The sequence below is a fragment of the Paracoccus sp. DMF-8 genome, from assembly GCF_029309835.1.
Taxonomy (GTDB): domain Bacteria; phylum Pseudomonadota; class Alphaproteobacteria; order Rhodobacterales; family Rhodobacteraceae; genus Paracoccus.
Genome location: NZ_JARJHL010000010.1, coordinates 431,195 through 456,496, shown reverse-complemented (window position 1 = coordinate 456,496; position 25,302 = coordinate 431,195). Strand labels below are relative to the sequence as shown.

33 protein-coding genes are annotated in these 25,302 nt (G+C 62.4%); 12 read left to right on the top strand and 21 right to left on the bottom strand.

Going from position 1 to position 25,302, the window contains the following annotated elements; genetic code table 11:
• Window positions 1-5: 5 nt before the first annotated feature.
• The 8 genes from PE067_RS09555 (at window position 6) to PE067_RS09520 (ending at window position 5,610) form a co-directional block, all read left to right on the top strand.
• The gene (locus tag PE067_RS09555; RefSeq protein ID WP_276189156.1) at window positions 6-1,733 is read left to right on the top strand and encodes an iron ABC transporter permease; all 1,728 of its coding nucleotides are present in this window, start codon (window positions 6-8) and stop codon (window positions 1,731-1,733) included.
• The gene (locus PE067_RS09550) at window positions 1,721-2,752 is read left to right on the top strand and encodes an MBL fold metallo-hydrolase (RefSeq protein WP_276189155.1); all 1,032 of its coding nucleotides are present in this window, start codon (window positions 1,721-1,723) and stop codon (window positions 2,750-2,752) included. Before PE067_RS09555 ends, PE067_RS09550 begins: the two co-directional genes overlap by 13 nt.
• 11 nt (window positions 2,753-2,763) lie before the next feature.
• Complete coding sequence (locus PE067_RS09545; RefSeq protein ID WP_276189154.1) at window positions 2,764-3,348, top strand: protein phosphatase; 585 nt, start codon at window positions 2,764-2,766, stop codon at window positions 3,346-3,348.
• 394 nt (window positions 3,349-3,742) lie between these two features.
• Window positions 3,743-4,021 (top strand): hypothetical protein, encoded by a 279-nt coding sequence (locus PE067_RS09540; RefSeq protein ID WP_276189153.1) that lies wholly within the window; start codon window positions 3,743-3,745, stop codon window positions 4,019-4,021.
• Window positions 4,018-4,626 carry a hypothetical protein gene (locus PE067_RS09535; protein ID WP_276189152.1) on the top strand — a complete coding sequence of 203 codons (609 nt, stop codon included), beginning with the start codon at window positions 4,018-4,020 and terminating at the stop codon, window positions 4,624-4,626. Before PE067_RS09540 ends, PE067_RS09535 begins: the two co-directional genes overlap by 4 nt.
• Window positions 4,623-4,934 carry a hypothetical protein gene (locus PE067_RS09530; protein WP_276189151.1) on the top strand — a complete coding sequence of 104 codons (312 nt, stop codon included), beginning with the start codon at window positions 4,623-4,625 and terminating at the stop codon, window positions 4,932-4,934. Before PE067_RS09535 ends, PE067_RS09530 begins: the two co-directional genes overlap by 4 nt.
• Complete coding sequence (locus PE067_RS09525; protein ID WP_276189150.1) at window positions 4,934-5,368, top strand: hypothetical protein; 435 nt, start codon at window positions 4,934-4,936, stop codon at window positions 5,366-5,368. Before PE067_RS09530 ends, PE067_RS09525 begins: the two co-directional genes overlap by 1 nt.
• The gene (locus PE067_RS09520; protein WP_276189149.1) at window positions 5,368-5,610 is read left to right on the top strand and encodes a hypothetical protein; all 243 of its coding nucleotides are present in this window, start codon (window positions 5,368-5,370) and stop codon (window positions 5,608-5,610) included. Before PE067_RS09525 ends, PE067_RS09520 begins: the two co-directional genes overlap by 1 nt.
• 244 nt (window positions 5,611-5,854) lie before the next feature.
• On the opposite strand, the gene PE067_RS09515 is transcribed toward PE067_RS09520, so the two are convergent.
• On the bottom strand, window positions 5,855-6,469 hold the full coding sequence (locus PE067_RS09515; protein ID WP_276189147.1) for an SOS response-associated peptidase: 615 nt from the start codon (window positions 6,467-6,469) through the stop codon (window positions 5,855-5,857).
• 20 nt (window positions 6,470-6,489) lie between these two features.
• Window positions 6,490-6,819: a hypothetical protein gene (locus PE067_RS09510; protein ID WP_276189146.1), complete on the bottom strand. Its 330-nt coding sequence runs from the start codon at window positions 6,817-6,819 to the stop codon at window positions 6,490-6,492.
• A gap of 70 nt (window positions 6,820-6,889) precedes the next feature.
• Between PE067_RS09510 and PE067_RS09505 the strand changes: the two genes are divergently transcribed.
• Window positions 6,890-7,771, top strand: a complete 882-nt coding sequence (locus PE067_RS09505) for a hypothetical protein (RefSeq protein ID WP_276189145.1) — start codon at window positions 6,890-6,892, stop codon at window positions 7,769-7,771.
• Window positions 7,772-7,908: 137 nt separating this feature from the next.
• Here the strand turns inward: PE067_RS09505 and PE067_RS09500 are convergent, their stop codons facing one another.
• From PE067_RS09500 to PE067_RS09490, 3 genes are all read right to left on the bottom strand, one after another.
• Window positions 7,909-8,097 carry a hypothetical protein gene (locus tag PE067_RS09500; RefSeq protein WP_276189144.1) on the bottom strand — a complete coding sequence of 63 codons (189 nt, stop codon included), beginning with the start codon at window positions 8,095-8,097 and terminating at the stop codon, window positions 7,909-7,911.
• Window positions 8,098-8,829: 732 nt separating this feature from the next.
• Window positions 8,830-9,225: a hypothetical protein gene (locus PE067_RS09495; RefSeq protein WP_276189143.1), complete on the bottom strand. Its 396-nt coding sequence runs from the start codon at window positions 9,223-9,225 to the stop codon at window positions 8,830-8,832.
• 3 nt (window positions 9,226-9,228) lie between these two features.
• Window positions 9,229-9,774: an N-acetylmuramoyl-L-alanine amidase gene (locus tag PE067_RS09490; protein ID WP_276189142.1), complete on the bottom strand. Its 546-nt coding sequence runs from the start codon at window positions 9,772-9,774 to the stop codon at window positions 9,229-9,231.
• A 165-nt stretch (window positions 9,775-9,939) separates the two neighbouring features.
• On the opposite strand from PE067_RS09490, the gene PE067_RS09485 reads away from it, so the two are divergent.
• A complete protein-coding gene (locus PE067_RS09485; protein WP_276188814.1) occupies window positions 9,940-10,095 on the top strand; it encodes a hypothetical protein in 156 nt (51 codons plus the stop codon).
• A 95-nt stretch (window positions 10,096-10,190) separates the two neighbouring features.
• Here PE067_RS09485 and PE067_RS09480 read toward each other — a convergent pair whose 3' ends face one another.
• The 10 genes from PE067_RS09480 to PE067_RS09435 form a co-directional block, all read right to left on the bottom strand.
• A complete protein-coding gene (locus PE067_RS09480) occupies window positions 10,191-10,406 on the bottom strand; it encodes a hypothetical protein (RefSeq protein ID WP_276189141.1) in 216 nt (71 codons plus the stop codon).
• A 56-nt stretch (window positions 10,407-10,462) separates the two neighbouring features.
• Window positions 10,463-11,836, bottom strand: coding sequence for a sialate O-acetylesterase (locus PE067_RS09475; RefSeq protein WP_276189140.1), 1,374 nt, complete (start codon window positions 11,834-11,836; stop codon window positions 10,463-10,465).
• Between the two features lie 2 nt (window positions 11,837-11,838).
• Window positions 11,839-12,273: a hypothetical protein gene (locus tag PE067_RS09470; RefSeq protein WP_276189139.1), complete on the bottom strand. Its 435-nt coding sequence runs from the start codon at window positions 12,271-12,273 to the stop codon at window positions 11,839-11,841.
• 71 nt (window positions 12,274-12,344) lie between these two features.
• Window positions 12,345-13,877 (bottom strand): sialate O-acetylesterase, encoded by a 1,533-nt coding sequence (locus PE067_RS09465; RefSeq protein ID WP_276189138.1) that lies wholly within the window; start codon window positions 13,875-13,877, stop codon window positions 12,345-12,347.
• Between the two features lie 13 nt (window positions 13,878-13,890).
• Window positions 13,891-14,253, bottom strand: coding sequence for a hypothetical protein (locus tag PE067_RS09460; RefSeq protein ID WP_276189137.1), 363 nt, complete (start codon window positions 14,251-14,253; stop codon window positions 13,891-13,893).
• Window positions 14,250-16,067: a phage tail protein gene (locus PE067_RS09455; RefSeq protein WP_276189136.1), complete on the bottom strand. Its 1,818-nt coding sequence runs from the start codon at window positions 16,065-16,067 to the stop codon at window positions 14,250-14,252. The genes PE067_RS09460 and PE067_RS09455 overlap by 4 nt, the downstream gene beginning before the upstream one ends.
• A gap of 16 nt (window positions 16,068-16,083) precedes the next feature.
• A complete protein-coding gene (locus PE067_RS09450) occupies window positions 16,084-16,467 on the bottom strand; it encodes a hypothetical protein (RefSeq protein ID WP_276189135.1) in 384 nt (127 codons plus the stop codon).
• Window positions 16,468-16,481: 14 nt separating this feature from the next.
• A complete protein-coding gene (locus PE067_RS09445; protein WP_276189134.1) occupies window positions 16,482-17,099 on the bottom strand; it encodes a hypothetical protein in 618 nt (205 codons plus the stop codon).
• Complete coding sequence (locus PE067_RS09440) at window positions 17,090-17,842, bottom strand: hypothetical protein (protein ID WP_276189133.1); 753 nt, start codon at window positions 17,840-17,842, stop codon at window positions 17,090-17,092. The genes PE067_RS09445 and PE067_RS09440 overlap by 10 nt, the downstream gene beginning before the upstream one ends.
• Before the next feature lie 93 nt (window positions 17,843-17,935).
• Window positions 17,936-20,938, bottom strand: a complete 3,003-nt coding sequence (locus PE067_RS09435; RefSeq protein WP_276189132.1) for a tape measure protein — start codon at window positions 20,936-20,938, stop codon at window positions 17,936-17,938.
• Between the two features lie 17 nt (window positions 20,939-20,955).
• Between PE067_RS09435 and PE067_RS09430 the strand changes: the two genes are divergently transcribed.
• Window positions 20,956-21,285, top strand: coding sequence for a hypothetical protein (locus PE067_RS09430; protein WP_276189131.1), 330 nt, complete (start codon window positions 20,956-20,958; stop codon window positions 21,283-21,285).
• 146 nt (window positions 21,286-21,431) lie between these two features.
• Here the strand turns inward: PE067_RS09430 and PE067_RS09425 are convergent, their stop codons facing one another.
• The 3 genes from PE067_RS09425 to PE067_RS09415 all read right to left on the bottom strand — a co-directional run bounded on the left by PE067_RS09425 (window position 21,432) and on the right by PE067_RS09415 (window position 22,881).
• The gene (locus PE067_RS09425; protein ID WP_276189130.1) at window positions 21,432-21,887 is read right to left on the bottom strand and encodes a gene transfer agent family protein; all 456 of its coding nucleotides are present in this window, start codon (window positions 21,885-21,887) and stop codon (window positions 21,432-21,434) included.
• A complete protein-coding gene (locus PE067_RS09420; protein ID WP_276189129.1) occupies window positions 21,887-22,330 on the bottom strand; it encodes a phage tail protein in 444 nt (147 codons plus the stop codon). The genes PE067_RS09425 and PE067_RS09420 overlap by 1 nt, the downstream gene beginning before the upstream one ends.
• A 71-nt stretch (window positions 22,331-22,401) precedes the next feature.
• The gene (locus PE067_RS09415; RefSeq protein WP_276189128.1) at window positions 22,402-22,881 is read right to left on the bottom strand and encodes an HK97-gp10 family putative phage morphogenesis protein; all 480 of its coding nucleotides are present in this window, start codon (window positions 22,879-22,881) and stop codon (window positions 22,402-22,404) included.
• A 216-nt stretch (window positions 22,882-23,097) separates the two neighbouring features.
• On the opposite strand from PE067_RS09415, the gene PE067_RS09410 reads away from it, so the two are divergent.
• Window positions 23,098-23,505: a hypothetical protein gene (locus PE067_RS09410; RefSeq protein ID WP_276189127.1), complete on the top strand. Its 408-nt coding sequence runs from the start codon at window positions 23,098-23,100 to the stop codon at window positions 23,503-23,505.
• Between the two features lie 45 nt (window positions 23,506-23,550).
• Here PE067_RS09410 and PE067_RS09405 read toward each other — a convergent pair whose 3' ends face one another.
• The 3 genes from PE067_RS09405 to PE067_RS09395 all read right to left on the bottom strand — a co-directional run bounded on the left by PE067_RS09405 (window position 23,551) and on the right by PE067_RS09395 (window position 25,285).
• Window positions 23,551-23,949 carry a hypothetical protein gene (locus PE067_RS09405; RefSeq protein WP_276189126.1) on the bottom strand — a complete coding sequence of 133 codons (399 nt, stop codon included), beginning with the start codon at window positions 23,947-23,949 and terminating at the stop codon, window positions 23,551-23,553.
• Window positions 23,950-24,023: 74 nt separating this feature from the next.
• Window positions 24,024-24,719, bottom strand: a complete 696-nt coding sequence (locus tag PE067_RS09400) for a GIY-YIG nuclease family protein (protein WP_276189125.1) — start codon at window positions 24,717-24,719, stop codon at window positions 24,024-24,026.
• On the bottom strand, window positions 24,716-25,285 hold the full coding sequence (locus PE067_RS09395) for a hypothetical protein (RefSeq protein ID WP_346429676.1): 570 nt from the start codon (window positions 25,283-25,285) through the stop codon (window positions 24,716-24,718). The genes PE067_RS09400 and PE067_RS09395 overlap by 4 nt, the downstream gene beginning before the upstream one ends.
• Between the last annotated feature and the right edge of the window lie 17 nt (window positions 25,286-25,302).

Sequence of the window (25,302 nt, the reverse complement as noted above, 5' to 3'; positions counted from 1 at the left end):
ACCGGATGACCCTGACCCTGCACAGCAAGGGGGCGCCGCGCGCGCCCCTTTTCCGGCTGTCCGCCGAAACCATCGTTCTGGCGCTGCTGGCCCTGCTGATCCTGTCGGTTTCCGTGGCGCCGATGCTGCGGCTGGCGCAGGCGGCGCTGTTCGATGACGGCGGGCTGGCGGTCGAGCGGCTGGCCAGACTGTTCGCCCGCCCGCAAACCACGGCCGCGATCTGGAACACCATCCAGATCGCGCTGGCCTCGACGCTGGTGTCGCTGCTGGTCGGCACGGTTTTCGCGGTGATCGTGGTGCAGACCGACCTGCCCGGCAAATCGGCGCTGGTCTTTGCCTTCGTGCTGCCGCTGATGATCCCGCCGCAGGTGACCGCCATGGCATGGATTCAGGCCTTTTCGCCGTCCAGCCCGGTGCTGGGCGCGCTTGGCCTGTCGATGGAGGCGGGCACGCGCCATCCCCTGTATTCCAAGGCCGGGATCATCCTGCTTCTGGGCATCTATAACGCGCCGCTGGTCTATCTGGCGATGCAGGCCAGCCTGCGCCGCATCCCGCTGGATCTGGCCGAGGCGGCACGCGCGGCGGGTGCCGGTCCGGTCCGGGTCCTGCTGACGGTGATCCTGCCGCTGGCGCGGGGCGGCATGGTGGCGGCGGCCAGCCTTGCCTTCGTTTCGGCCATCGGCAATTTCGGCATCCAGGCCATGCTGGGCATTCCCGCCCGCGTGCCGACGCTGATTACCCAGATCTACCAGCAGATCAACGGGTTGGGACCATCCGCCCTGCCGAATATGGCCGCCCTGTCCATGGTGCTGACCGCGCTGACCGTCGCAGGCGTGCTGCTGGCCGCCCGCGCGGGCGAGCGCAACGACACCCGCGTCGATCTGGGCAGCCGCGCCCTCGTGCTGTCGCCGGGACGCGGCGGCCCGGTGATTCTGGCGCTGCTCTGGGGCTATCTTGTGCTTTCGCTGCTGCTGCCGCTGTCGGCGCTGCTGCAAAGCTCGCTGGTTCCGGCCTATGGCCTGCCGCTGACGGCGGAAACGGTCACGCTGAAAAACTACGCCGCGGCGCTGTTCCGGCAGGTCTCGCTGCGCGATGCCTTTCTGACCTCACTGTGGCTGACGCTGGTCACGGTGGGCTTTCTGATGCTCGCCTCGGTCTTTCTGGGCTATTTCCTGACATGGCGGCGCGGCCCGCTGGTGCGGCTGCTGCATTTCGGATCCGAGGCCGCCTATACCCTGCCCGGCATCACCCTGGGCGTCGCGATGATCCTGCTGTTCCTGCGGCCCCTGCCGGGGATCGGTGTCTCGCTTTACGGCACGCCCTGGATCATCCTTGCGGCCTATGTCGCGGGTTTCCTTGCGCTGGCGCTGCGCCCGGTGCTGTCGGGCTATGCCCAGATCGACCGCACGCTGGAAGAAGCCGCGCAGGTCGCAGGCGCGGGATTCCTGCGGCGGATGCGCGATGTGATCTGGCCGCTGATCGCCCCCACGGCCATCGCCGCCGGCGTCATCGTCTTCATGACCGCGATCAACGAAATCCAGACTTCGATCCTGCTGATCTCCTCGGGCACGCGCACCATCGGACCGATGATCATCTTTCTGGAGGAAGGCGGGGCATCGACCCTTGCCGCCGCCGTCGGCTGCCTGATGATCTTCGGCATTCTGCTGCTGATGCTGCTGTCGGTGGCGCTGTCGCGGTTCCTGCCGAAAGGCGTGCTGCCATGGCAGTTCTGACCGCCTTCAGCGGGCTCGGCGGCAAATCCCCGGCGGCCTTTCTACTGCAGATCGCCGGCCGGCGCATCCTGCTGGATCTGGGCGAAGGTCCGACGCCGGGACAACGGCCGGACCTGACCGGAATCGGCCGGGTCGATGCGATCTTTCTGTCCCATGCCCATATCGACCATGTCGGCGCCATCGACCTGTGGCCGGATCTGGGCCGCCCGCCGGTCTTTGCCAGCCGCGCCACCTTTGACGCCCTGCCGCTGCTGGACCTGCACCTGCCGCCCCACGCCCAACACGAACTGCCCCTGCAAGGGCCTGCGGCGCTGCTGGACCTGCCGGTCTCGACCGGCCGCAACGGTCACGCCGCAGGCGGCATCTGGCTGCATCTGCAGCCCGAAGGCGGCGCGCTTTACATGGGCGACTGGAGCCGGAGATCCGGCCTTTTGCCCTTTGACCTGCCGCCGCCCGCCGATCTGGTGATCACCGATCTGTCCTATGGCGACCGCGACCAGACGCTTGTGTCGCAGGTGCTGGAACTGGCCGCGCGGATCACGCCGGGCACCGTGCTGCCGGTGCCGATTCTGGGGCGCGGCGCGGATATGGCGCAGCGGCTGGCTGCCCTTGGCCTGACGCCGGTACTGTGCCCGCAGATCCGGGCCGAGATGCAGGGCGCCCTGCCCGGCCTGCGCTGCATCGCCACCCCGGCCGAAGCACGCGCCAGCGACGTGATCATCGCCGCCGATACCGAGCGGCCGGGCGATCTGGTGGCGCGGCTGATCGACGCCCCGCAGAGCTGGCGTTTCATCTTTACCGGCCATGTCGCGCCGGGCAGCACGGCAGCGGCGCTGATCGCCGCCGGGCGCGGCAGCCGCCAGCCCCGGAACGTGCATCCCCGCGCCCGCGACCAGATCTGGCTGGCCGAAACCACCGGCGCCAGACACCTGATCCCCGCATTCGGCGCGCTGGACGCGGCACCCGGCCTGACCCGAAGCCTCGCCGCCATCTGGCACAGCGACCGCACCTGCCCCTGAAGGAAACACCCATGCCGGTCAAGGAAACCGCCCGCGAACGGGCCGAAAACAACACCCCCATTCTGGTTCCCGTCCATGATCTGATCCTGCCCGAAGGCCGGACCTGCCGCCTGCATGTCGGCAATCTGGCCGGCGCCAGCGATGGCGCGGCCCTGCTGGCGGCAGGCATCACCTCGTCGCTGAATGTGTCGCTGAACATCGACGTTGCGCCGCTGCAACTGCCCGACGGCACGCATATGCGCCGCGCCAAGGTCGGGCTGATCGACGGCCCGGGCAATAGGCCCGCCCATCTCGCCGCCGCCGTGCTGGCGTTGGAGGGGCTGGTGACGCAGGCCAGCCCCGGCAAGCCGACCTATCCCGCCCATCGCGCCGGGCATGTGCTGGTAAGCTGCCGTGGCGGGCGGTCACGCTCTGTCATCGTGCTGGCGCTGTATCTGCATCTGAGGGCGCACCAGAACTTTCCGACGCTGGACAGCGCGGTCCGCCACATCCGCGAGGCGCGCGGCAATTCACCGACCTATCCGCTGCCCCCGATGCTGGAACTGGCACGCGCCGTTCTGGCCAGCGGCGGCCTGATGGCGCTGCTGCAGTCCTAGACCCGTCACAATGCGCGACCGGCGCCTTGGACATCCACGGGAATGGGGGACGATGTCCAAGGCACATGAAAAAGGCGCCAAGCGGCTGTTTTGCCTGCCTTGGCGCCTTTTGAAAACATGGTGGGCGATAACGGATTTGAACCGCTGACATCTTCGATGTGAACAAACGGACTATCCGCTAACCACCTGCAACTATGTGAAATGAACGCTTTTTACGATGCCGTGAATAGCCGTTTGCCGCACCTGTTGCCGTCCTTCGCAGTTCTCCGAACCAAGGAGCGCTTCGTATGACCGACACCCCCACCCGAGACGCCGGGCCTGCGACCGAGCACATGACGCCAGGTGATGCGCCTGCGTTCCCCATCACCGCAGGAGAGAGAGTATGAAGAAAGCAATGAGCAAGTTTTTCGCGGACGGCGGTGGTGCGCAGCATTTCAGCCTGTCCTACTATTCGCCGGACGTAGATGCGCGCTGGACCATCGACATTGAGGCCGATGACAGCCTGCAAGTGATCTACCAGCGCAAGGATTTGCCGCAGACCTACGATCCCGAAACCAAGGGGCCGAAGGACAATCCCGACGAAAATTTCTGGCTTTACCTGTCCCCGCATGACGCCGCCGTGATCGGTGCGGCGCTTTGCGCATGGGCAGCGGCGCATGGAGAAAAGACATGACCGCCGACACCACGACCGCGCCGGAGCTGCACCGCTTCACCAAGAAGCCCGTCACCATCGAGGCGTTCCAGATGACCAAGGAGCGCCGCATGGACAATTCTGACTGGCCTGCTTGGCTCAATGAAGCTTGGCAAAACGGCACCCTGCATCGCTTAGATATGGATGCGGAACTTCCTGATAGGCTGGTGACTAAAACCCTTGAGGGACAGCATATTGTTGCGTGGGATGACTGGATCATCCGTGGCGTGAAAGGTGAGCTTTACCCATGCAAGCCTGACATCTTCGCTGCGACGTATGAGCGCGCCGACCTCTGCCGCGCCCCCGAGGCGCAGGACGCTGATCCGGTGGCAACCACCCCCGCCCCACAGCCGAGCGATGAAGCCGCCACCCTGTGCGCACAACTGGCAGAGGCGAAGACCGCGCTGAAATCCCTCGGCCACCATGCGGATCTCCTGTGTGACTCTATCGTCGAGGCTACCGACCCTGATTTTATCTGGGGCGCGCTGGACAATGTGCATGACGCCGAAACCACGCTGGACGAATACGCCAGCGCGGTGTCACGCGCCATCAGGGCGGCTGTCGAAGCAAGGAGGGCATCCCAATGACCCACGACAACGATCTGGTGAGCCGGGCGGAGGTGCTGGAACTGGTCAAGGCGATGGGCAAAGACTGGGCCGAAAACGGTCAGCCAGTCGCACGCCTGTTCGCCAGAGACCTTGCTGACAGTATCGACGCCATCCGCAGCGCCCTGACCACAGAGGCCGGGGACGTGATGACCCACCCGCATCGCGACGACAAGCTGCGTGAGGCGATGGAGGCGCTGGAGCAGATTGCGGATCGTCCAGATTATCGCCTGCCATCGCCGCAAGACATCGCCCGCGCCACCCTCCGCAAGCTGAAAGGGGAAGAATGATGACTGACGACGCGACGAGAGCGGCCCACTGGAAACGCTGGTATGACATCGAAAATGCTGTTTGCAAAAAGCAGCAGGCGCAACTTGACGCCAAAGACGCCGAAATCGCCCGCCTGACCCGCGAGCGTGACGAGGCGCTGGCTAAGGTGGCTACGCTTGTCGGGGCGATAAAGGCGAAGCGCCCTAGGTTGAATAGTTCCCATGATTATTCTCGCGGCTGGAATGCAGCATTGTTTGCGATCGGTAATACTGACCCAGACGCCACCGCAGCCCTGAACCGCGTCCGGGCGGGGGAACGGGCTGCATTGGGTCGCGAAGTCCTGGAACGCCTACGCCATGAAATAGCGATCAAGCCGACGCTGACCTATGCGGACGCTATCGAATGGGTCGAGACCATCCTCGCGCGGGCCGATGCGGTCGAGAGGGGCGAGTGATGGGTGACAGCATCACCGTCGAGGGGTTTGTCATCGTCCCGCCGCTGTCACCATGGGACGAAAAGCACCGCGACGAAATTTGGTCACATATGGGGCCGCCGATGTTTGGAACGTCCGAAGCGGAAGCGTGGCGGCGGCACCATTTTAAGGGCGGCGATGCGCAGGCGTTCAGTCAGCATGTGCAATATTGGTTTGGGCGCGGCTACCGGGTCAAGAAAGCGCGGATCGAGATTGACCCCTAGGCAATACTACCTATGACGAAACCGCCAACTATGCCCGTCGCGCGGGAGTTGCTAAACTGGCGGGGTAACGAGTGACGCTGATGATTGTGATGCTGAGCCAGCGGGCCGGGTCTTGTGCAGATCGGCCCGCTTTGCTTTTTGACGTGGAACCAATCCATGACAGTCCGGTTGAGTTTCTGCCGGATCATGGAACCATTCGGGCAGCCCGCCTGCAACAATGCCACCACACATTCGCAGGCGGGTTTCAATCGTCATCCACCAATATAAGCGCGTCATCCGGCAGCGGCCTCTGCAGCTCGGTTGCGCTGACCCCGTCCAGCCACGCCTGCCATTCATCCTCTGCCGTCAGGATCACCGGCATGGCCTTTGGATGGATCTTCGCCACCTCTGCATTCGGCGGGCAGGTGAGAAAGGCATAGAGGTCATCGGTGGTTTCGCCGTCCTTGACCTTGCGGACGCTTTTCCAGTCCCGGATCTCGATCCCTGCGAAAAACATCACCGCGTCAGGATCCGCCGCCGCGAACCACTGGTTTCCTTTCCCCTTCCCGCGCGGCTCGGCAAAGCTGGTCAGGGGCACAAGGCAGCGATGCTCCTTCCCCAACCACCGGCGCCAGTGCGGCGATCCGAGATTGCGGATGTTTGTTACGCCGGGGTCGCGGGCGGTCTTGAGGACCGAGGGCGGGGACGGCAGGCCCCACCGTGACATCGCCAGTTCGAGGCCGTCATCGCCATGCCGAATGATCGGGGCCAGTTGGTCGGGATAGACCCGGCCGGGTTCGAGGTTCCCGACGAGGTCGGTCAGCGGAAACAGGCGCCTGATGGCCTCTTGCGTGGTGGTGTTGCTGTAGAGGTTGCACATCGCCGCCGCCCTTTGTCAGATCATCCGCCCGATGATGACCTGATCCGCGCGCCAATGCCAGCGCGCAGCGCACCCGCGATCCTGCGCAACTCGGCCGACCGCAGCCCGGCGTTGGTCAGGCCCAAAGCCTTGCCCCAGGCATGCGCCAGCATGTCGCCCTTGGGGTGCCATTCGCAGGCGAAGGCCAGCGCCTGCCTGACCTCATCAAAACCGCGCAGATCCTCGTAAAGCGTGTCCTTGACCGCCTTGTCCAGCCGGTCCAGCGCGGCGGCCAGCGCCTCATCGCCCGCGATCTGCTCGGACCACGCGCCGCCAAAGGCGACGTTCCCCAACTGCTTTTCCCTGTCCATTTCGCCCCCTTGCCGGATGAGAACGATTGTAGAACATTTGAGGCCGAAATCTATCCGCAGGATCTGGGCGATGGGGCCATACCGCACACTATACCTCGACATGAACAGCTTTTTCGCCAGCGTCGAGCAGCAGATCGACCCGTCGATTCGCGGGCGTCCGGTTGCGATCACGGCCATGGAGAATGAAAAGGGCTGCTGCGTCGCGGCCAGCTATGAGGCCAAGGCATACGGCATCAAGACCGGCACCAGCGTTGCCGACGCGCGCCGCATGTGCCGCAACATCGTGTTTCTGCCATCACGGCACCGGCTCTATGTGCGGTTCAATCTGCGGGTTGCTGCGGTGCTGGACCGCTATGCCGAGCTGGAGCGCATCCGCAGCGTCGATGAGTTTCAGCTTGGCTTGTCGGGGTCCGCAACCACGCTGGACGGCGCCCGCGAGCTGGTCACGCGCCTCAAGGCGGCGGTGGCGGCCGAGGTCGGGGAATGCCTGCGGTTTTCGGCAGGGATCGGCCCCAACCACCTGCTGGCCAAGATTGCGGGCAAGCTGGAAAAACCGGACGGCTGCCAGCACCTTGGCCCGGACAACATGCCCCACCGGCTGGCCCATCTGGCGCTGGATGATCTGCCCGGCATATCGCGCGCCATGTCGTCCCGACTGCACAGCGCCGGCATCCATGACGTGCCCGCCCTTTGCCGCCTCGATCCGCGTCACGCGCGCGCCATCTGGCGTTCGGTCGAGGGGAGCGGTTTGTCCGCGCCTTGCAGGGCGAGGCCATCCCATTGGTCAAGACCAAGCGCGAGGGCTACGGCAACAGCAAGGTCTTGGCGCCAGCCTTCCGGGCACCGCCGGAGGGCTATCTGGTCTCGCGCTGGCTTGTCGAAAAGGCCGCTGCCCGCCTGCGCCGAGACGGTCGGGTTGCCGCCAGCTTTGGCCTGCAACTATCCCCGATAGGGCGCACAACTTGGGCGGCGTCGATGCGATGCGCCCAGACACAAGACACCCTCGAATTTCTGCGGATCAACCGGGCGCTTTGGCGCAGCGCGTGGCCGGTGATAAGGCGCGCAAAGCTGGCCGGCATCGGCGTCCAGCTAAGCGATGTCGACCTGCTTGACGCAAGGACCGGCGATCTGCTGTTGCCGGTCAAGCCGGGCGAACGCACCAACGGCGAACGAGCGGCCCGCGCCGCCGATTTCATCAATCAGCGGTTTGGTGCGGGCACGATCACATACGGCATCAACCAACCGCATCCGGGGTTTTTCGAGAGGGGATGACAGCATCAATCCGGCCTATGCCAGCCCCCTTTCAGGATCAGCAGGACCACAACGAAGGCGACGACGGCGAAGCAGATCATCGGGCCGTGGCGTCCTTGAGGATGTCTAAGGCCCCTTGGCAGACCTGTTGACCGACCTCTGCATTGCCGGATCGTGTGCGCTAACTTCGGCGAAGATTTTCCAAGTTCTTGCACAATTCGCACCAGCCCGATGCCGGAAACGAAAAGACCCTCGGCAGGCGATCCACCGAGGGTCTAAAATCTATTTTGGCGCGGGCCGCGTCGCGCAAATCCGCCTCACAAGCAAAAGATGGGGCGTCCTCACGGTAACATGCCAATATTTCAGGCGTTACCCAGTGCGTTAAAATGGCCGTTCCAAGTGTGGTCGCTTTCTCTTGGGCGGGCCAACCTTGCAGGCAAACACTCGGTTACATCAAGTGCATCAACTGCGCGGTCGAACAGGGCTTCAACCAGTTCGTCGGCGTTCGGAAGAATCTAAGGCGCCAACTGCAGACCTCAATCTGTCGCCCTCGCTTCGGAAGTTTTTCGGGAAGTGGACCATGTTCTGGTCCTCCATATCACCGCGTCCAGAATCGGTGCGGATGTTCATGTGTAGCACAGGCCGACCACATTAGCTTGACTAATCGTGCGCGGGTTCTCGGCCCGCCTCAATCCGGCCTCTGCCAGCCCCCTTTGAGGACCAGCAGGACCAGAACCGCAGCGACGAGTGCGAACCAGATCACGACGCGCCCGCCCGTTTCAGCGCATCGGTCAGCTTGTCCACGGCACCGCCCGTCAGATCGCGCGCCTTTTCCGTCACGGCCTGTTCTAGCTTCGCCTTGGCCAGATCCATCAAGACGTCCGCATCAGGATTCAGTTTGCCGATGGCATCGGGCACGGACTGGCGCACATAGTTGAGGATCAGGTTGATTGCGTCCTTGCCGGTCAGCTCATTGGCCAGCGCCAACCGCGCGCCGGTCATCAGCGCCGATTGCAGCGCGTCACGGTGCCGGGCCTCGATGTCGATGCCCCATTTCTCGCGCGCCTTGCTGGCCGCCCATGCGATGATGCCGGTCAGCAGCACGCCGAGGATTTCGACAAGGCCGGGGGTGATCGCGGCGATGATGTCGCGCATCTCTTATCCTTTCAGGAATTCGGTGCAGGCGGCGTTGATGCCCGCAGCCAGTTGGTGGAAATGGCGGTCAGCAGCGGCGCAATCGCCCGCGTTACTGCCGAAATACGGCTCGATCAGGACGGCGGGCGCCCGGCCCGCCCACAGGCTCTCACCGCCGCGCGCCTTGCGATCGCGGACGATCAGGCCCCGGTCGCGCAGACCCGGGGCCTCGACCATCGCGGCCTGGACCAGTGCGGCCAGGCGGCGGCTGCCCTTGGTGCCGCTGGTCAGGGTTTCGGTGCCGGTGGCCGATGCCGACGCGACCGAGTTGAAATGCAGTTCGATGGACCCGGCCGCGCCCCATGCGTCCACCTCGGCATAGACCTGCGCGATTTCACGGGTGTAGCCGACGCCAGCCGGTCGCCGGAACACCCGGTAGCGGCCCGGATTGGCGGCGAGGATCTGGGCGGCAAGGTCACCCATCCAGTCATATTCAGAGCGGCCATCCGTCACGCGGACAGCCCCCTGTGACCGGGCATTGTGCCCGACCACCAAGGCGATCTTGGTCATGTCGATTTCCCATGAAAAAGCCCGCGCGAGGCGGGCGGTTTAGTTTCGTGCGTTAACCGTATGTTGCGAGATAGTTGGCGGCTTGCCGATGTAATCGGTCCGCCGCATAGCCACTTTATGATTATCCGGTTGGTATTCCCTCGCCGGATCTATGGAGGTCCCGACATGGGCACCGATCAAAACAAAGACAAAGCGAACGAACAGACTCCCCCGAAGGACGAAGGGGGTCAGGGTCAACGGCATCAACCGCCGCAGGGCCAGCCCGATCAGGGCGAGAAGGCCGATGAAGGCAGCGAGAAAAAGGGCCGCCTTCCTGGTTGACGTGACCAACAAGAAGGCATTCGTTTGCTGAGGAATTGGGCTGGGGAAACCTCGCCCTTTTTTCATTGCATGAAGTGATCGGATTCCGAACGGCCTCAGCGCGGCGGCAGGGTCCGGTCGGTGTGGTGCACCACCGTCGGCTTGCCATCGACAATCCACCCTTCAATCCGATCCACGCTGCGCTTGATTTCCGCAGTCTGTTCCCGATCTTCCTCACGCTGCTTTTCCCGCGCCCGCAGATCGGCTTTCAGCAGTTCGATTTCCTGCTGATTGGTAAAAACTCTGCGGATCAGAAAGATGATCCCGCCCAAGGCAGATGCCACAAGCCATGTCAGCGCGTTGTCTATGGCGTTGTTTAGCTTATCGTTCATGCGCCCACGCCGTAATTGAGGTCAAGGAGCGCAGTAGCAGCCAAAGCACCGCGAGCCCGTTGCGTTGCTTGGTCATAGTGCAGGTTGTCTGCAATGAATGTAGCCCCTTCCGGGCGGGGGATGTATCGGCACAGAGGCATGGACAGGGGATCGCCGCTATTGCTGTCCAGCTTGGCTTGGCTGGCAACCATATTTGCAACATCGGCGCGTTCCCTATCAGACCAGCCGATTTCATTGATGACGATGGGGAAATTTCCATAACGCCCCCGAAGAAGCTCGAAATCGCCACGGATCATCTGTGTATGCTGGTCCCCGGTAATGTCAGCCAAATCGGCTTCACCTTGGCAGAACAGGCACCCGGCCACGGTCGAACCTTCCGGCGCGCGGGCAACCATGGCATCCACCTGCTTGAGCGGATTGACCCACGCCTCGCCGTCTGGCCCATCACCGTCATGATACCAGACATCGCCCGGCTGACTGCGGCCGCCACCAGAATATCCGGCTGCGACATAGATCAGCACCTCATCCTCGCGCAGGCCGTCGCAGAATGTCCGGGCGAACGCACCGGCTGGACCGCCGCCCACGTTGCCGGACAGGTGCCAGACCGGATCGCACATGAGAATCGGAACACCGATACCATCGCCATCAAGGCTGTATCCGTAGACGTTGTTCGCAGATGACGGGATGGTAATCGCGCGCGCTTCGGGCGGATCGTTTTCGACCCAATCGGATGCGTTTCCAGATCCAACCCAATTCGATTGAGAATAGACAAAAACAATGCGCCATTTCTTTTGTAGAATGGTCGTCAGATCGTAAACGCGGAGGTAATCAATATCCAAGATCGACCCTGCCGCCACAGACATCCGTGCAGTCGTGTAGGCGCCTGTAGCGGTCAATTGCCGCGACCAATTACCAACTCCCTGCACCCCCGCGCCAACCGTGTTGGTGGCGGGAGACTGCGCGCCCGGAAAGACCGATCCGGCTGATCGGCTGGCAACAGACAACAGGAACCCATACTGGTTTCCGGTAATCGCAACCTGTTCAATAGGGATCGTCATGTTGCTTGTGGCGGCGCTCGATCCGTCCCACCGCGCCAACCCGGCCTCTGTGTCGATTGTCAGCCCGGCCAGAGAGTTCCAGCCGACCGCAGATCCAAATTCGCCAGCCGGTTGCGGAATGAGATTGGGCGGCAAAGATTGCGGCGTCTCCGGATAGGTATCACCCGAAAGCCTTGAAACCGTGCCGGGCGTGGGGCCGCCCCCGTCAAGAATCGACTCGCCCAGATAGTCCAGAACATCGCCCTGCGTCGCAACGCCCGCAGCGTCGGTCACATAGACGGCAGAGATATGGGTGCTGATATAATCGCGCATGATTACCCCCGGATCAGATAGACGGTGTTGGGGTCTTTGGGCGTCAGAGCGTCGTATTGCGCCTGCGTCAGGATGCGCAGAGCGTTCGGCTTGACCGCGCCGCGTGCCTGATTTTCAAAGACCACATCCTCGAGCGTGACCGGCGTGTCCGAGTGCGACACGACCAGCGCTTTCGGCATCGTCATGGTCGAGCCGTCCGAGAACCGGAACGAAACCGCGTAGCTGGTGCCGCCGGTCATCCCCCGGTCGTTGGGCCAGAGAGTGACCGTGAAATCGCCGTCCTCGGTCACGACCGCAGCCGTCACCGTGTTGGCGGTGATCCCCTCACCGCCCTCGAAATCCGACCCGGACAGCTTGAATGTCGCATCGGTCAGTTGCGCGTCGGCGTTGACGGGCGTCTTGAACGACCCCGTGATGGTGGTTTGAGAGATGGGCATGGCTGTCTCCAATTAAAAAAGCCCGCCAGAGGCGGGTTGGGGTGGTCATGTTGGCCCGCGCGCGGCGGGGGTTAGCCGACGCGAATGTCGAGGATGTTGAAAACGCCAGCGCCAGATGACGACGCTGCGCCGATCCAGACGCCCGGCGCGATGTATTCGGTATCGGCTGGCAGGGTCACATCGGCTGTGGCCGAGGATCCGTTACGTTTGAATGTGCGGCTGACCCGCAGCCGCCCGGCGCCGGGCGTGGCCGGGCTGGATCCCGGCGCTGCGATTGACGAAGTTGTAAACACGCGGCCATTGTCATAACACCAGCAGAATGCGCGGTGCAGGACGCCGGTAGCATCCAGCGCCATCACCTCATAATCGACCCTGACCACGCCATCGACGGGCAGTCGCACCAGATGGCGATGACCCATGAGGAATGCCGTATTGGCCTCAACACGATAGGCCCATCCCAGCGTGCCGTTATTGACTTCCGAGACGACGGGCGACTCAAGGCCGACAGTTTTGCGGGCGTCATAGTCGGCGACCCCCGAATAGACGAGACTGGTAGCCCATCGCAGCGATCCATCGACAGAATAATCTGTGGCGTTGACAGTCAGGATCTCATCGGGCTGCGTGGCAAACACTGCATCGGCGTATCGCTGGCCGAGTGAGACAAGGCTGGCGCCGGTAAAATGCACATCACCCGACGTCACCACGTCCAGTCCCTGTGACGTCGCGATTTTGCACTGTTTCCACCGGTCGAATCCCCATGCCTCCTTGAAGCGTCGGATCGCATTGCGGTGCCGAGTCCAGTTGGTCGCCGTCGCGCCCGCCGCAATCTCACCCAGAACGACGGGCGTGCTTTCGCGGTTGATGTAGCCCGCCGTTTCAAGGCCCAGCAGGACTGCCTTCATTTTGCGGGCGTAAAGTTCGGGGCCGTCGGCGGCGCTGGCCTCGCCCTGATGAACCATTACCGCATCCACCATGGTCGGCGAGCCGGGCACCAGCGGCAGGGCGGTGGACAGCGCCAGAACGGCCTGCGTGTAAAGATCCTGATTGCTGCCCCGCGGCCAGCCGTTGGCGGCCAGCGTTGCGTCCGACATGAACGCTTCCAGCTGCTGACTACCCCGCGAAATCATGATGACATAGACCGGTCGCCCGGTGCGGGCGCGGATCTCCTTGGCCGCGTGCAGCAGGAGGTTGTTGGCATAGGCACCAGCTGTAGCGTTCCAGTTATCCAGCGGAGGCGTCCCGAATGCAGCGGGCAACCACTGCGTCCCCGGCGAGACCGGGACACCATTTGGGGCGTTCCAGAAATATACCCCGTCGCCCGTATCATGGCTGCCGGTGACAGAAGTCTGAAACCCCCGCATGTTTGACTGCCCGAACCCGAATATAACGAAGGGGGCACTAATGGCCGCGTTCAACTCGTCCAGCCGCTCCTGCAATTCGTCAAGGAGCGCCTCCTGTTCGGGTGGCCCCATCTGCGCCAGCACCGCCGCGTCCCAAATCCGCGACAGGACGCGGTTGACCTCAGCGTCGAGTCCCGACTTGGTGGCGACTCGCCGTTCTGAACTGCCCAGCAGGGGCAGGGAAAACACCGGTTTTGTCGGCATTGGTATCTCCAAATTATGCAGTGGTGGCGCTGATCGAGGCGCTGAATGGCGATGGCTGGCCGTGCCGGTCGATGGACCGCGCGAAATAATACCGGGTGGCGCCAGACCCGAGACCGGTGTGGGTTTGCGTCACGGTCGCGTTCGGAGCGCCGTAGATCGGGCCGAACAGTAAAACCGCAGATCCGGGATCATCGCTGAGCGCGCGCCATATCTCCATGGCGCGGTAATTGGCATTGTTCGGGGCGCGGAAGGTCACGGCGATCTGGCCAGCCCCACCAATCGCGCTGACCGGTGTCGGCGCCGGGGCAAGGGCCGCACCCGCGCTGCCGGTGATCGTTGGACTCTCAACCCATTCGGACGCGCTGCCCCCCGTCACCGCGCGAACACGAATGCGGTAATCCTGCCTTGCCACGACCGGGACCAGATATCCGAAAACATCACCACCATCGTCCAGCACATCGGTGTCGATGGCGCCGCCCTGCTGCCACGCCCGCCAGACCAAAAACGGGCCGCCAGCCTCGTGGTCGCGCTCGCTATACTGCCACTCGTATCCAACGACCGTCTTGGACAGCGACGGGGCGAACTCAAACCTGATGCGCAGGACGCTGGTATCGCCCGACACAAGTGTCGTGGTGGCATCGCTGACGCCGGTGACGGCGCCAGGAGGGCGCACCCGGAAATCTCGGCCTCGAAATCTTCGACCGCAACATCCTGTTCATCGGTCGCCGGGTTCCACGCATAGATCACGGGCCGGTATTCGCGCAGGGTCAGGGCGCAGCGCAGCGCCACACCATCCAGCCCCAGCACGTCCGCGCCGGGGTTGGCTTCCTCGACCACATAGGTTCCATTGCGCCCGGTGTAGGGCGCGGGCAGATCCAGCGTGACCACCGAACCGCCGACCAGATTGAAGGCCTCGGGCGGGAAAACCCCGGTCACGGATTTCTGCATCCGGGTCTTGAGGCCCATGATCTTGGCCACGCGCTGCCCCTGCCGATGGTCGGTGACAAAGCGCAGGTCATATTGTCCAAGTTTCACGACCCCGCCGTCCTCGATCTGCGCATTGGCGATGCGATAGACGGGTGTCGTCGCATCTTCATAGGCACGATCCGGCGACACATAGGTGGCCGAAACCGCCGTCACCAATTCCGTTGACGGGCGATATCGCCGGAACTGCAAAGGCGCATCGTCCAGCACGTTCGACAGGGTCATGACCGGCGCGCGATAGATCCCTGGCACCAATCCAAGACGCCCGCCGACGCGGGTGAACTCCGCTGCACCGGCATTGGCCAGAGGGATAACCTGATCCTCGATCTCGGACCCCTCGGACCAGACCAGCACCCCGTTAACCTCATAGCGCGGGATCGTGCCCCCGGCTTTGACCTCGACCCGCTCGTCAGCGACTTGAGCCGCCCATGCAAAGGTTTCCGTCCACAGATGCGCATCGCCATAGGGCCGCAGCGGGTTGGTGCGCAGCGCGTCCAGCGTGCAAAGCGCCTGATTGGCTGACCACTGCCATGTGCTGGCATCGGTCGGCGATTGCGCCGGGTCTCGCGGGTCCCAGACCCGTGACCAATAGCCGTCCACCATCACCTCGGGCGGGGAAGACGGCCAGCGCTCATTCATATCGTCACTGGACCCAGCCCGAAACTTGACCCACAGGACAGTCAGTCCCTGCCATCCATCAGTCGCGCGATATAGTTCAGGCGCTTCGTCCAGAAACATTTGCGGCGGGGCACTCCGGTCGCCTCGACTGATCCAATACCACAGGTGCGGACCACCAGACCCCGGACCGAATTTTCCATTCGTTCCGGTCGCACCACCCCCGGAAAAATCATAGGGATCGCCGGTATATTCCACGCGCCGCTTATCAAGATACAGCGTAAACGGCCCCTCCGACGGGCGGCTGTTGAGGATATAGCAGGCATAGATGATATCGTCCTTGACCCGCACCGGCGCGGGCGAACCCGGCGCCCAGCACTTGCCATAGACATAGCGATAGGGCGGCAGACTGGTTGGCATGGTCAGCTCGCGCATCATGTCGCCCTGCTTGGGCTTGCCCATCAGCGCCTGCGCCGCGACGGACAGCAGGACCGATCCGCCTATGTTCATGATCGCGCCCGCAGCCGTCGCGCCAAAGGTGGTGGTCAGCCATGCGCCTGCCGCCTTGATCACCCCAACAACAGGTGCCATTCACACGTCTTTCCGATTAAACACGCCAGCACCTCTCGGCATTCGGCAGGATGACAAAGCCGTCCACGGCCTTACCGGCCCATGCCCCCGGCTGGATACAGATCAACAGCGCCCGCCCCTCTGGCCCCTCAGCAAAGCCCGGTGCGGAAAGGCCAATATCGCCGGTTGCGCCATCGGATGCGGACAGGTCGGACGCCGCCGCCAGTCCTTCGGCCATGGCCACCATGCCGCCCCATGACTGGATCAACCGCACCGCACCCATGGCCGTATTATAGCTGCCCCGGACGGCCTGCATCGGGTCGATGCCATGCAGACGCGCGAACACATCGCAGGCCGACGCACAGCAATCCGTCGCGCCCCACACCCAAGGTTCGGACATGACATCGTCGACCACCGCCATCACTGCATCCGGAGTCAATTCGCGGGCCATTGCAGCTTTTGCGCCTTGGCATAAGCAAGGATCACATGCCGCCCCGCCGTGTCGGTCAAGTATTTCGACCGCTGATCCTCATCATTGTGGGTCAGGCTGGCCCGCGTCCGGGCGCTCGGGCCGGTGATTGCGGTCACGCGCGCCTCGTGCCGGACCTCGCCATCATCCGCCGACGCATCAAGGTCAAGGATATCCATCAGCCCGGAAAACATCTCGACCGGCGCCCCGACCAGCACATTGCCGGGGCCAGAGGTCGCCATGCCATCCGCGCCGCCCGGACGCCCCTGCACCACGCCCAGATGCAAGGTTACCGCGCGCCCCCGGATCTGATCATCGGCAAATCCGTCAAGATCAGCCGGGACGCCGATCAGGGACAGGATCGCCTCGGAGGCCACCACACTGCCCATCGACTCGGTAGGTATCTCGACATTGCCAAGCGGCCCGACGCCCGTCCATGTATGCCCGCCCCATGCGATCGGCCCGAAGCCGGTATGGGCGCGGACGGGCGCATCCGGCCAGTCGATATGCGCAAACAGCAGCGGGAAGAACGGACGCTGGATCGCCGCCAGCATTGGCGCGGAAAGGCCTCGGATCAGGTCCATGGGTCAACCTCGACGAACCCGTCCGTTTCGTCCTCGAAGACCTCGCGAAACGAGAGGCTGTAATTGTCCGTCCCTCCCAACCGGCGCATTGCCTGCGGCCAATCGGATTGTAGCCGAAAGACCCCGGTATCGCGCGTCCCGATGGAAATGAGCGCGCCGCTGGTGGTGGGCTGAGACACCAGCCGAATCCTTACGATTCCCGCCGCGTTGCTGCGCGCTGGCGCCGCAATCATATGCGTTTCTCCGGGCTGATTTGCGCTGCTCCCGTAGATCGTGACGAATTCTCCGGGGATCGCGACAAGAGCGTTCGGGGGAAGGCCGGGCACAGTGACGATGGCCCCGCCGGTGGATACGCTGGTTAGCGTAAAGGTAAGCTCCGCCCCATCGAACCACTCAAACGTTGCATAGTCTCGCCACGGGAACCCCTCAGGCGGAACGGTCCAGCGGAATAGATCACCACGACGCTGATCGGGGCGAACATCAACTTTGCCCCAAGGCACCCGGCAGGAGTTAAGGCGAACAAGATGGACGCCGCCGTCCATGAGCCGCCATAGCGCCTCCATGTAGCCGGACCCATAATCGCGCCGCCCGCGCACGTCCAGAGTCGCAATCCTGCGCCGTCGCTGTGCCGCGCTGACATATTCGCGCCCGTCTATCATGCTGCGCGAACGGCCGGTTGGCTGCTCCATCGTCCAGGATCGACCGACAACGCTAACCGGGGGCCATGCGATGACATTGACCATTACCTCCGCCCCCCGAAAGCCTTGGTGCTGCTCATGGCGCGACCCGATGCCTGAACCGACTGCCCGACGATGGAAGGCGCCGAGCGGCTAACCTCATCGGACGCCACCTTGCGGAATCGCGCGACCATCTGCCCGTCGTCGCTGGCCGACAGATCGGCGACATATGGCTGCGGGACATAGACCACGCGCGGCTCCTGCTGGCGCGCCATCGACGGGATGACTGGCGCACCAACATAGCCCCCGCTGGCATAGCCTTTCAGGCCCCGGCGCAGCGCGTCGAACGCCGCAGGACCGCCAGCGCGGCGAACTGTATCCGCATCCATGACATACTCGCCCCGGTGGACTACTCCCGCCGGTTCCAGCTTGCCGCCCGCGCCGGTATAGCCGCCCTTGTCGAACGCCCCGGCGAGCCGCAGCGCACCGGTCAGTTTGTCGCCGCCGCCCAAGAACGACTGGAACAGCCCCGTTCCGCCGAACACGCTCATCAGCGACTGGCGAATGCCCGAGGTCAGGATATCCGCCGCGATCTGCTTGAACACATTGGCCAGCCCATCCCGCAGGCTCTCGCCCGCGATCAGCGCCCCGGCGAATGCGTCGGCGATGCCGTCCACGGCTTCCTCGAAACGCTGCTGGCCGATTTCGGCGCGCCTCAAGCTGCTCGGTCAACTCGCCGACCTGCGCGGCTTGCTGCTGGATCTTGGCGTTCAGCGCGTCATTGACGGGAATCCCCCGCTGCTTCGCCTCATCCAGCATCGCCCACTGCGCGCGCAGCTTGGCGACCTCTGCCGTTGACATACCGACCAGACGAATTTCGCGCTCAAGGTTCAGGAGTTCGCGCTCTGCATCCTCGAACAGGCTTGGCTCTTCTTTCTGGGCCGAACCCTTGCCACCACCGCCAGACTTTCCTTTAGAGCCTCCGCGCCCCTCAGCCGCGCGACGCGCATCTGCGGCCATATTAGCCTCCGCAAATGCGCGGATCTGATCGTCCGAAAACCTGGCGCCGAGTTCGGCTGCACGCTTGCGCACATCCGCCATTTCCCGATCCAGCTTCAATGCCGCAGCGGTCGCACTATTCCGCGCATCCTCGGACGCCGTGAAATCCTTGTTCGCCTTCGTCTGAGCCTCTAGCGCATCAAGGCTGCGCTGCTCAGCCTCCATTTTCTTGTCAGCCGCCGCTGCACGACCGCCAGAACCCCCGACGCCTGCGATAGCTGCGGCCGCCGCCGATGCTTCAGAGCGAAGCACGCCAAGAACCCCGATAACGCCCATGATGCGGCTAATCACCCCCGAGAAATTCGGGTTTGCGTCACCTATCGCCTGAATAGCCTCCCGCGTTTCATCAGCCGACTTTTCGCCATCTTCAAAAGCGTCGATGACCTCATTGATTGCGCGGGTGATCTCTGCGTCGAACTGGCCCGCCTCTGTCATCCGATTAAGAGTTTCCAGCATCGCCTCAAGCTCAGCATTGGCTTGCTCAAGTTCAGCAGACCCACCAGCCGCCGTAAGGGCTGTATCCAGCGCCCCGGTATACCCAATGAGGTCAATGAGCTTGTCGCGAAGCTCTTCCGCTGGCGTGGACAGGTCCATTGCTTCCAGGGGCCGCAATGCATCTGCCGCCTGTTGAGCGGTGATTTCAGCATCCCGAAGCTTGGCCGCGATATCCTCAATGACTGCCAGCGCAGGGGCGTCCGTTTCCAGAAACTCTGTAAACAGACCCCGGCGCCAGCCCTGACCGCGACGTGCCGTCGCTTCGATGCCTACCAGATCATCAGACCCACCAAAGGCTGCTGCCATCGAATCGCCATTGCTGATCTTTTCTAGTTCGGCACGGATTTTTGCGATCCGTTCGATCCGCTTCGCGTCCGTCAGATTGTCGAGAGACTGGGTCACCTCATCAACCGCCGCTGCCGCGCGAGGTGTATAAAGCCCGAGTTCCTCCATTTCCTTTCTAAGCTCAGCCGTGCGCTCTTCGGCTTTCCGGCTGGAATCGGCATAAAGAACCATGGCGGTAGCCGCCGTTGCGCCAAGCAGCAAGCCAATCGGACCCGCCGCCGCCGACAGCCCGGACATGGCCGTCGCAAGACCTGTGATCGTGGTTGCCGCGCGCGCCGCTGCTGTGAACCGGATGATCGCGCCCGTCGCCAGACCCAGCTTGGCAATCATACCGGCGATGGATCGCCCCACCAATGCCGCCGCTATCACCGATGCCACCCGCAGCGTGACGTCGGCGACGTTGTCAAAGTTATCCGCCAAAGCGGAGAGGCCCGCGACGAGCCGCTGCGACGCAGAAAGACTGGCGTCGGTTTCGCCGACGTAACGCAGGAAAGCGTTGTTTACCTTGGTCATGCCTTGGTCGATGGTCGTGACGGCGCCCTCTGCCATCTTCGCGATTTGCGGCATCCCTCTAAGGTAAGCGCGAAAAAACTCCTGCCCGCTGACTTTTCCCTCATTCACAAGCTGTTTCAGCTTCGACACCGAACCGCCCGCTTCGTCCATGCCGTGCGCAACTGCCATCAAGATTGGCCGGGCGCCCTCATTGATCGAATTGAATTCCTCAGCCTGAACACGGGCGCTGCCAAGCAACTGACCCAACTGCGTCAGGGCACCGGATGCCTGTGTCGCCGACACCCCCGCGACCCGAAGCGAAACAGCAATCCCTTCGGAAAACCGGATCAAATCTTCTTGCGACGCACCAAGGTTGTCGTTTGCCTGCGCTGCCTTGCCGTAAAGGTCGATAAGGGCAGTGACCGGAGCGCCGTTAGCCTGCGCAGCTTCATAGAGCGAATCCATCACCTGCTTTTGCTGTCTGCCTGTTACCCCCGCCACAGCCAGCGCGTTCGTCGCCTGTGTCCATGCATCAGCGTATCGCATGACCTCGCGCACCGACAGCGCGGCACCGATACCAGCCAGGGGTGCGACCAATGACCGCGCAGCGCCGCGCCCGATGCCATCCAGATTGCGCTGCATCTGACGAAATCGGTTCTCGACGTCACGCGCCTGCCGGTTGGTAACGCCAACAGCCTTGCGCATTTCGCGTTCATAGCCCTTGATATCGGCAGATAGCTGGACAACCAGCTTTTCAAGATCAGTTGCCATTTTTACCGGAGGCCCTCTTGGAGGAAAGACAGAAGAGCGCAGCAAAATTCGCTGCGGCTGTAGTTGTTGTTGGCGCGATGGCGTTCTGGTGGACGCAATCCAGTCCCATAAGATCGAGCGAAAAATCATCCTATGGAAAAGAATGCGAGCAATGGATCGCGAAAAGATTCGCTGATGGCGAGCGAACTCGCATTACCGACTCATGGCGCAAGCGGGGATCGCCAGTATTTGAAATCGCGGTCTATGATGCTGACAAGAGCTACTACTCGACCTATCTCTGCGTCGTAGACAAGAAAAAAGGCACTATGAAAAAGCCAAGTGTATTTGATCAATCATGGAAAAAGTAGTCACATCCGCTCCATGACTCCCTGCCACAGATCGTCTGCTTCATCCTCGGTGACGCCCTGATCATCGCCGCTGCTATTTGCGGAAATCCATCCGCAAACGGCGGCACTGAACTCCCACCACGAACACGCCTTGACGTCAGCCGGGCTTAGTCCGGCTGCGCATCCGACGCCAAAGACTTCCGCGAACCTGATTTTCCCGCGCGGGAGCGGCTCGCGGCCTTCTTTTGTCCCGCCTCGGACTTTTCCGGCTCATCCTCAGGAACGCCCTGCAATGCCGCGCTGAGCACAGCGAAGGCCGGGGCCATGTTCTCATAAAGCTGCCCGGGGCCTGCGTAGGCGCGGACTTTTTTCATGGCCTCGACCGCTGGCATGCCCCCGCCAATGAGACCCAGCCTAAGCGGCTCGGTGACATAAGGGTGGATCAGGTCTTTGGGTGGGGCCGACCCGATGGCCCGTGACATAACCGCAGATTCAAGCGCCCATTGGATATACCACGGGCCTGCATCGCACTTTTCCTGCAATTCGGTCAGTTGCTCGATTTTCAGGGCGAACGGGTAAGTCCCATCCGCCCAATCCAGCGTCACCTGTGCGGATCTGGTCATTATTCAGTCCGCGCGTGGATGATTTCGCCGTCCGACTGCATGCTGACCGAGACCTGAACCCGCTCACCGATGGCGGCGTTGATCTCGAAGCTTTCCAGATGAAAGCGGCCGGTATAGACGTCCGTCACCCCATCAGGAAATTCGATTTCGACCTCGCACTCAACGCTGTCCGTGCTTGCCAAAGCAGCTTCCCAAGTAGGAACGGATGCCTGCGCAAGAACACCGGACCCGCTGATCGTGGCCGACATGCTCTGCACGTCACGCTCTTGCCATGCGGCGGCATCCGGATCGTCGCAATCCGGGACCGTGACCTCGTTCAGCGACTTGTTGCGCGTGAACGACTTCGACGTAAACCCGCAGGGGGCGATGAACTCTGCCGGGGTTCCGCCATCCGAGAGGCGAACGAAGAACTTTCCGAACTTCGCAGTGATGGGCTTTGCCATTGTATTTTCTCCATGAGAAATTGCCCGCCATGGGCAGGTGAACGGCACGAAGCCGGATTAAGGGTTAGGGTTTATCTTCCCGCCGCGACCTGTCTGGCAGAGTCACGGACAGCCTTTCGGACCTTGTTGCGCGCCTTGCGGCGATTTGCCCGCCACGACACATAGAAAAACGGTTGCGCTGACATTTTTGACGTCCCGAACTCAACCCATCGCGCATAAAAGGCATCATCCACGCCCTGCGATTTGTCGCGCGATCCGGCATAAAGCGTGATGGTCAGGTCGCCACCAGCGCCTGCGCCTTTCATCGTCGCGATGACCATTGATCCTTTCGGCGCCTGCCCCCAGGTCCAAGCGATACTGTCCCGCAAAGCACCGGCCCGGCGCCTTTCGTCCGGGGTTTTCAGCACCGGAACGAGGCTTTTCATCATTGCGACGATTTCGTCAGCAGCCTCGGCCATCTTCTCGCGGATATGGTCTTTTGCGATTTTCGGCAGCCGGTCCAGCTTCTTTTGAAGCTTGGCCAGACCGATGATCGTGGCCGATTTAGCCATTATCGCGGCCTTTCGGGTTTTCGATCCGCACCGCCGCGCCTTTTGCTAGTGCAGCCGCCGCACAACGACGGGTGACGCGCAACCTCATGCCGGGTTCGTAGCGGATTGAGACGCTCGATTTCGGGCGCCAGCGAAAGACGGCAGTGAACTCAAGCCACATTTTCGACTCCACGAATCAGCCCACATGCGCCACCGTCATCGAAACGGGGGATTGAAATGGGTTGGCTTTCTCGACTTTTCGGCGGCGAACCATCGCCACAACCTAATCGCTCCATGCACCTTGAGGGTGATGGATCATTCGAATTCGATATCGTTGGCGAAAGCCACTATCAGGATGCTTTGGCGCGAATTGTCGGCGGCAGATCCGACGAAAGCGCCGAATTTGACTGTATCGCCGCCATCATTTGCGAAGACGACAACCCCCATGATGAAAACGCGGTTGCAATTTACATCAACGGACAGAAGGTCGGCCATCTGGCCCGTCCAGTTGCGGCAGGATATCGCGACATGCTGAAAAAGCATGGTTGGGTTGGATGGTCCATCACCGCAGACGCAATGATCGTAGGGGGATGGGATCGCGGGGCGCGAGGAAGGGGTGACTTCGGAGTTAAGTTGGACATTTGAAAGGCCCCACCGAAGCGGGGCCAGTTGGCAGTGATTTCAGTTAGTTCAGGCGGCGACCAGCGCGCGGGCTTCGGCCCAGAGCGCCCGATCCTGCCCCTCGTCTGGCAACCCATTCTCGCCAAAGACGGTGTAGGCCGTGACCTTCATCGCAAAGTCTCGGGCGCTTCGCGACGGCAGTTCCATCATCCGATAGGCGATATCGCTGACACGCCCGCAGATGGCCTCCTGTTCATCCTCGGTCGCGTCGTCCCATCGGTCGCTGATCAAGTCAGCGTGGGCTATCTCCCATTCGCGGAACAGTGCCTCGACCGGGGTTTCGCTGACAGGCGGCAGGACTTCCCCCGACAGCGCGGCAGCCGGGACGACAGCAAGCGCAGGGGCCAGTTTCAGAAGGGCGCGGCGGTTGAATTGTGCGGACACGCCGCTATCTTTGGTCAAAGCCATGACTTGATCCTCTGATGATCAGGTTTGGGTTAGGCCTCCGATGCGGCTGCTACCGCGCCGGGGGCCGTTTGGATTCAGATAGACGGATGCGTGGCCGTTAAGCCGCTGACGAACTCATCCTCACTGTAGTAAGTGGCCTCGTTGGCAATGCGGTCCAAAACATCACCCAGATTACGTGAGTGATGAAGGCCACCTGCTTTTTCGATCAGCGCCGACCACGCCATCAGCACATCGCTGCCCGACATGCCCGGCTTTACCTCGAAAGCAGCCTCAGCTTTCGCTGCCGTTTCAGACAGTGCGACCATGATCTCTGCCATGATGGGTATGAACGCAACCTTAACAGACCATATCTGCGCCTCACGAACCTGATCCGCAGTTGCGACAGGCAATAGCTTAAACCCGAAGCGCGCGAACTGGTCAGTGACCCGGGAGTCAGCCCCTTCTGCAAACCCGTCAATCTGGTTCACTTCAATAGGCGCTTTCATCGCCGCTATTGCTTGAGGCAGGAACCACTCCCCCTCCAAGCGGATTGACGAGAACCGGGCGTGGAGATCCATCTCTGCGCGACGGGCGTCATAAGCCTGTTCGGCCATCAAGATGAAGGCTCTTTCCAGCATCCGCCCCGATGTAGTTGAGAGTGAGCGGAGCCGCTCCTTTGGGTTGATGGATATGCCGATCTTTACTGCATCGGCAAAAACCCCAAGATAGACAACGCTCTCACCCTTACGTGTTTCCGTATCTGGGGTCAGTGGGAGCCAATTAGCTTTCATGCCCGGCCCTCCACAAGCCGGAGGCGACCTTGCCCCCACTTTTCCGAGCAATAGACCTTCGCCTTGTGGTGAAGGCCATTCTTCATGCATGCCGCAGCTTTATCCGGGTCATAGATGCGGATGGCCTTGTTGCCGCATTCGGCCTTCATCACGCCGCAGCCCATCTCGTCGAGACGATTGCCGAGCCAGAGCGTTGTTCCCCGCATCTTCTCGGGTAGCCCGTGGCTGTCCCAGATCTGTTTTGCCGTCTGACCGCGCCGATACAGCAGGTTTTCATCGGCCATCTTCGCAGCGACGGCGGCGGCAGTCATGGCCTCCAACATCACTGGCAAGGAGTGTTCGATCTGCGTCACCTTGTGCGCCAGCATCTTAACGATGCCGAGGCTGCGCTCAATGGCGTCGGCCACCTCGGGCGACAAACCGACATGCGCAGCACGGCCTTCCATCTTCTCGCGGATGGCTTGGTTGCCCCACATGTGGAAGTCGTGGCTCAGGTATTTCGCATAGGCGATGCCTATCTGCCAGTGGCCGAAGGTGCCGCCGTTCTTGCCGCGCTTGGATGCCATAACCTGACTGGTGGGCA

What these genes read in the sequence shown, in the direction of transcription:
- PE067_RS09555 (WP_276189156.1), top strand. Translation starts at nt 6, where the DNA reads ATGACCCTGACCCTGCACAGCAAGGGGGCGCCGCGCGCGCCCCTTTTC.
- PE067_RS09550 (WP_276189155.1), top strand. Translation starts at nt 1,721, where the DNA reads ATGGCAGTTCTGACCGCCTTCAGCGGGCTCGGCGGCAAATCCCCGGCG.
- PE067_RS09545 (WP_276189154.1), top strand. Translation starts at nt 2,764, where the DNA reads ATGCCGGTCAAGGAAACCGCCCGCGAACGGGCCGAAAACAACACCCCC.
- PE067_RS09540 (WP_276189153.1), top strand. Translation starts at nt 3,743, where the DNA reads ATGAGCAAGTTTTTCGCGGACGGCGGTGGTGCGCAGCATTTCAGCCTG.
- PE067_RS09535 (WP_276189152.1), top strand. Translation starts at nt 4,018, where the DNA reads ATGACCGCCGACACCACGACCGCGCCGGAGCTGCACCGCTTCACCAAG.
- PE067_RS09530 (WP_276189151.1), top strand. Translation starts at nt 4,623, where the DNA reads ATGACCCACGACAACGATCTGGTGAGCCGGGCGGAGGTGCTGGAACTG.
- PE067_RS09525 (WP_276189150.1), top strand. Translation starts at nt 4,934, where the DNA reads ATGACTGACGACGCGACGAGAGCGGCCCACTGGAAACGCTGGTATGAC.
- PE067_RS09520 (WP_276189149.1), top strand. Translation starts at nt 5,368, where the DNA reads ATGGGTGACAGCATCACCGTCGAGGGGTTTGTCATCGTCCCGCCGCTG.
- PE067_RS09515 (WP_276189147.1), bottom strand. Translation starts at nt 6,469, where the DNA reads ATGTGCAACCTCTACAGCAACACCACCACGCAAGAGGCCATCAGGCGC.
- PE067_RS09510 (WP_276189146.1), bottom strand. Translation starts at nt 6,819, where the DNA reads ATGGACAGGGAAAAGCAGTTGGGGAACGTCGCCTTTGGCGGCGCGTGG.
- PE067_RS09505 (WP_276189145.1), top strand. Translation starts at nt 6,890, where the DNA reads ATGGGGCCATACCGCACACTATACCTCGACATGAACAGCTTTTTCGCC.
- PE067_RS09500 (WP_276189144.1), bottom strand. Translation starts at nt 8,097, where the DNA reads ATGCTGTCATCCCCTCTCGAAAAACCCCGGATGCGGTTGGTTGATGCC.
- PE067_RS09495 (WP_276189143.1), bottom strand. Translation starts at nt 9,225, where the DNA reads ATGCGCGACATCATCGCCGCGATCACCCCCGGCCTTGTCGAAATCCTC.
- PE067_RS09490 (WP_276189142.1), bottom strand. Translation starts at nt 9,774, where the DNA reads ATGACCAAGATCGCCTTGGTGGTCGGGCACAATGCCCGGTCACAGGGG.
- PE067_RS09485 (WP_276188814.1), top strand. Translation starts at nt 9,940, where the DNA reads ATGGGCACCGATCAAAACAAAGACAAAGCGAACGAACAGACTCCCCCG.
- PE067_RS09475 (WP_276189140.1), bottom strand. Translation starts at nt 11,836, where the DNA reads ATGCGCGATTATATCAGCACCCATATCTCTGCCGTCTATGTGACCGAC.
- PE067_RS09470 (WP_276189139.1), bottom strand. Translation starts at nt 12,273, where the DNA reads ATGCCCATCTCTCAAACCACCATCACGGGGTCGTTCAAGACGCCCGTC.
- PE067_RS09465 (WP_276189138.1), bottom strand. Translation starts at nt 13,877, where the DNA reads ATGCCGACAAAACCGGTGTTTTCCCTGCCCCTGCTGGGCAGTTCAGAA.
- PE067_RS09455 (WP_276189136.1), bottom strand. Translation starts at nt 16,067, where the DNA reads ATGGCACCTGTTGTTGGGGTGATCAAGGCGGCAGGCGCATGGCTGACC.
- PE067_RS09450 (WP_276189135.1), bottom strand. Translation starts at nt 16,467, where the DNA reads ATGGCGGTGGTCGACGATGTCATGTCCGAACCTTGGGTGTGGGGCGCG.
- PE067_RS09445 (WP_276189134.1), bottom strand. Translation starts at nt 17,099, where the DNA reads ATGGACCTGATCCGAGGCCTTTCCGCGCCAATGCTGGCGGCGATCCAG.
- PE067_RS09440 (WP_276189133.1), bottom strand. Translation starts at nt 17,842, where the DNA reads ATGGTCAATGTCATCGCATGGCCCCCGGTTAGCGTTGTCGGTCGATCC.
- PE067_RS09435 (WP_276189132.1), bottom strand. Translation starts at nt 20,938, where the DNA reads ATGGCAACTGATCTTGAAAAGCTGGTTGTCCAGCTATCTGCCGATATC.
- PE067_RS09425 (WP_276189130.1), bottom strand. Translation starts at nt 21,887, where the DNA reads ATGACCAGATCCGCACAGGTGACGCTGGATTGGGCGGATGGGACTTAC.
- PE067_RS09420 (WP_276189129.1), bottom strand. Translation starts at nt 22,330, where the DNA reads ATGGCAAAGCCCATCACTGCGAAGTTCGGAAAGTTCTTCGTTCGCCTC.
- PE067_RS09415 (WP_276189128.1), bottom strand. Translation starts at nt 22,881, where the DNA reads ATGGCTAAATCGGCCACGATCATCGGTCTGGCCAAGCTTCAAAAGAAG.
- PE067_RS09410 (WP_276189127.1), top strand. Translation starts at nt 23,098, where the DNA reads ATGGGTTGGCTTTCTCGACTTTTCGGCGGCGAACCATCGCCACAACCT.
- PE067_RS09405 (WP_276189126.1), bottom strand. Translation starts at nt 23,949, where the DNA reads ATGGCTTTGACCAAAGATAGCGGCGTGTCCGCACAATTCAACCGCCGC.
- PE067_RS09400 (WP_276189125.1), bottom strand. Translation starts at nt 24,719, where the DNA reads ATGAAAGCTAATTGGCTCCCACTGACCCCAGATACGGAAACACGTAAG.
- PE067_RS09395 (WP_346429676.1), bottom strand. Translation starts at nt 25,285, where the DNA reads ATGGCATCCAAGCGCGGCAAGAACGGCGGCACCTTCGGCCACTGGCAG.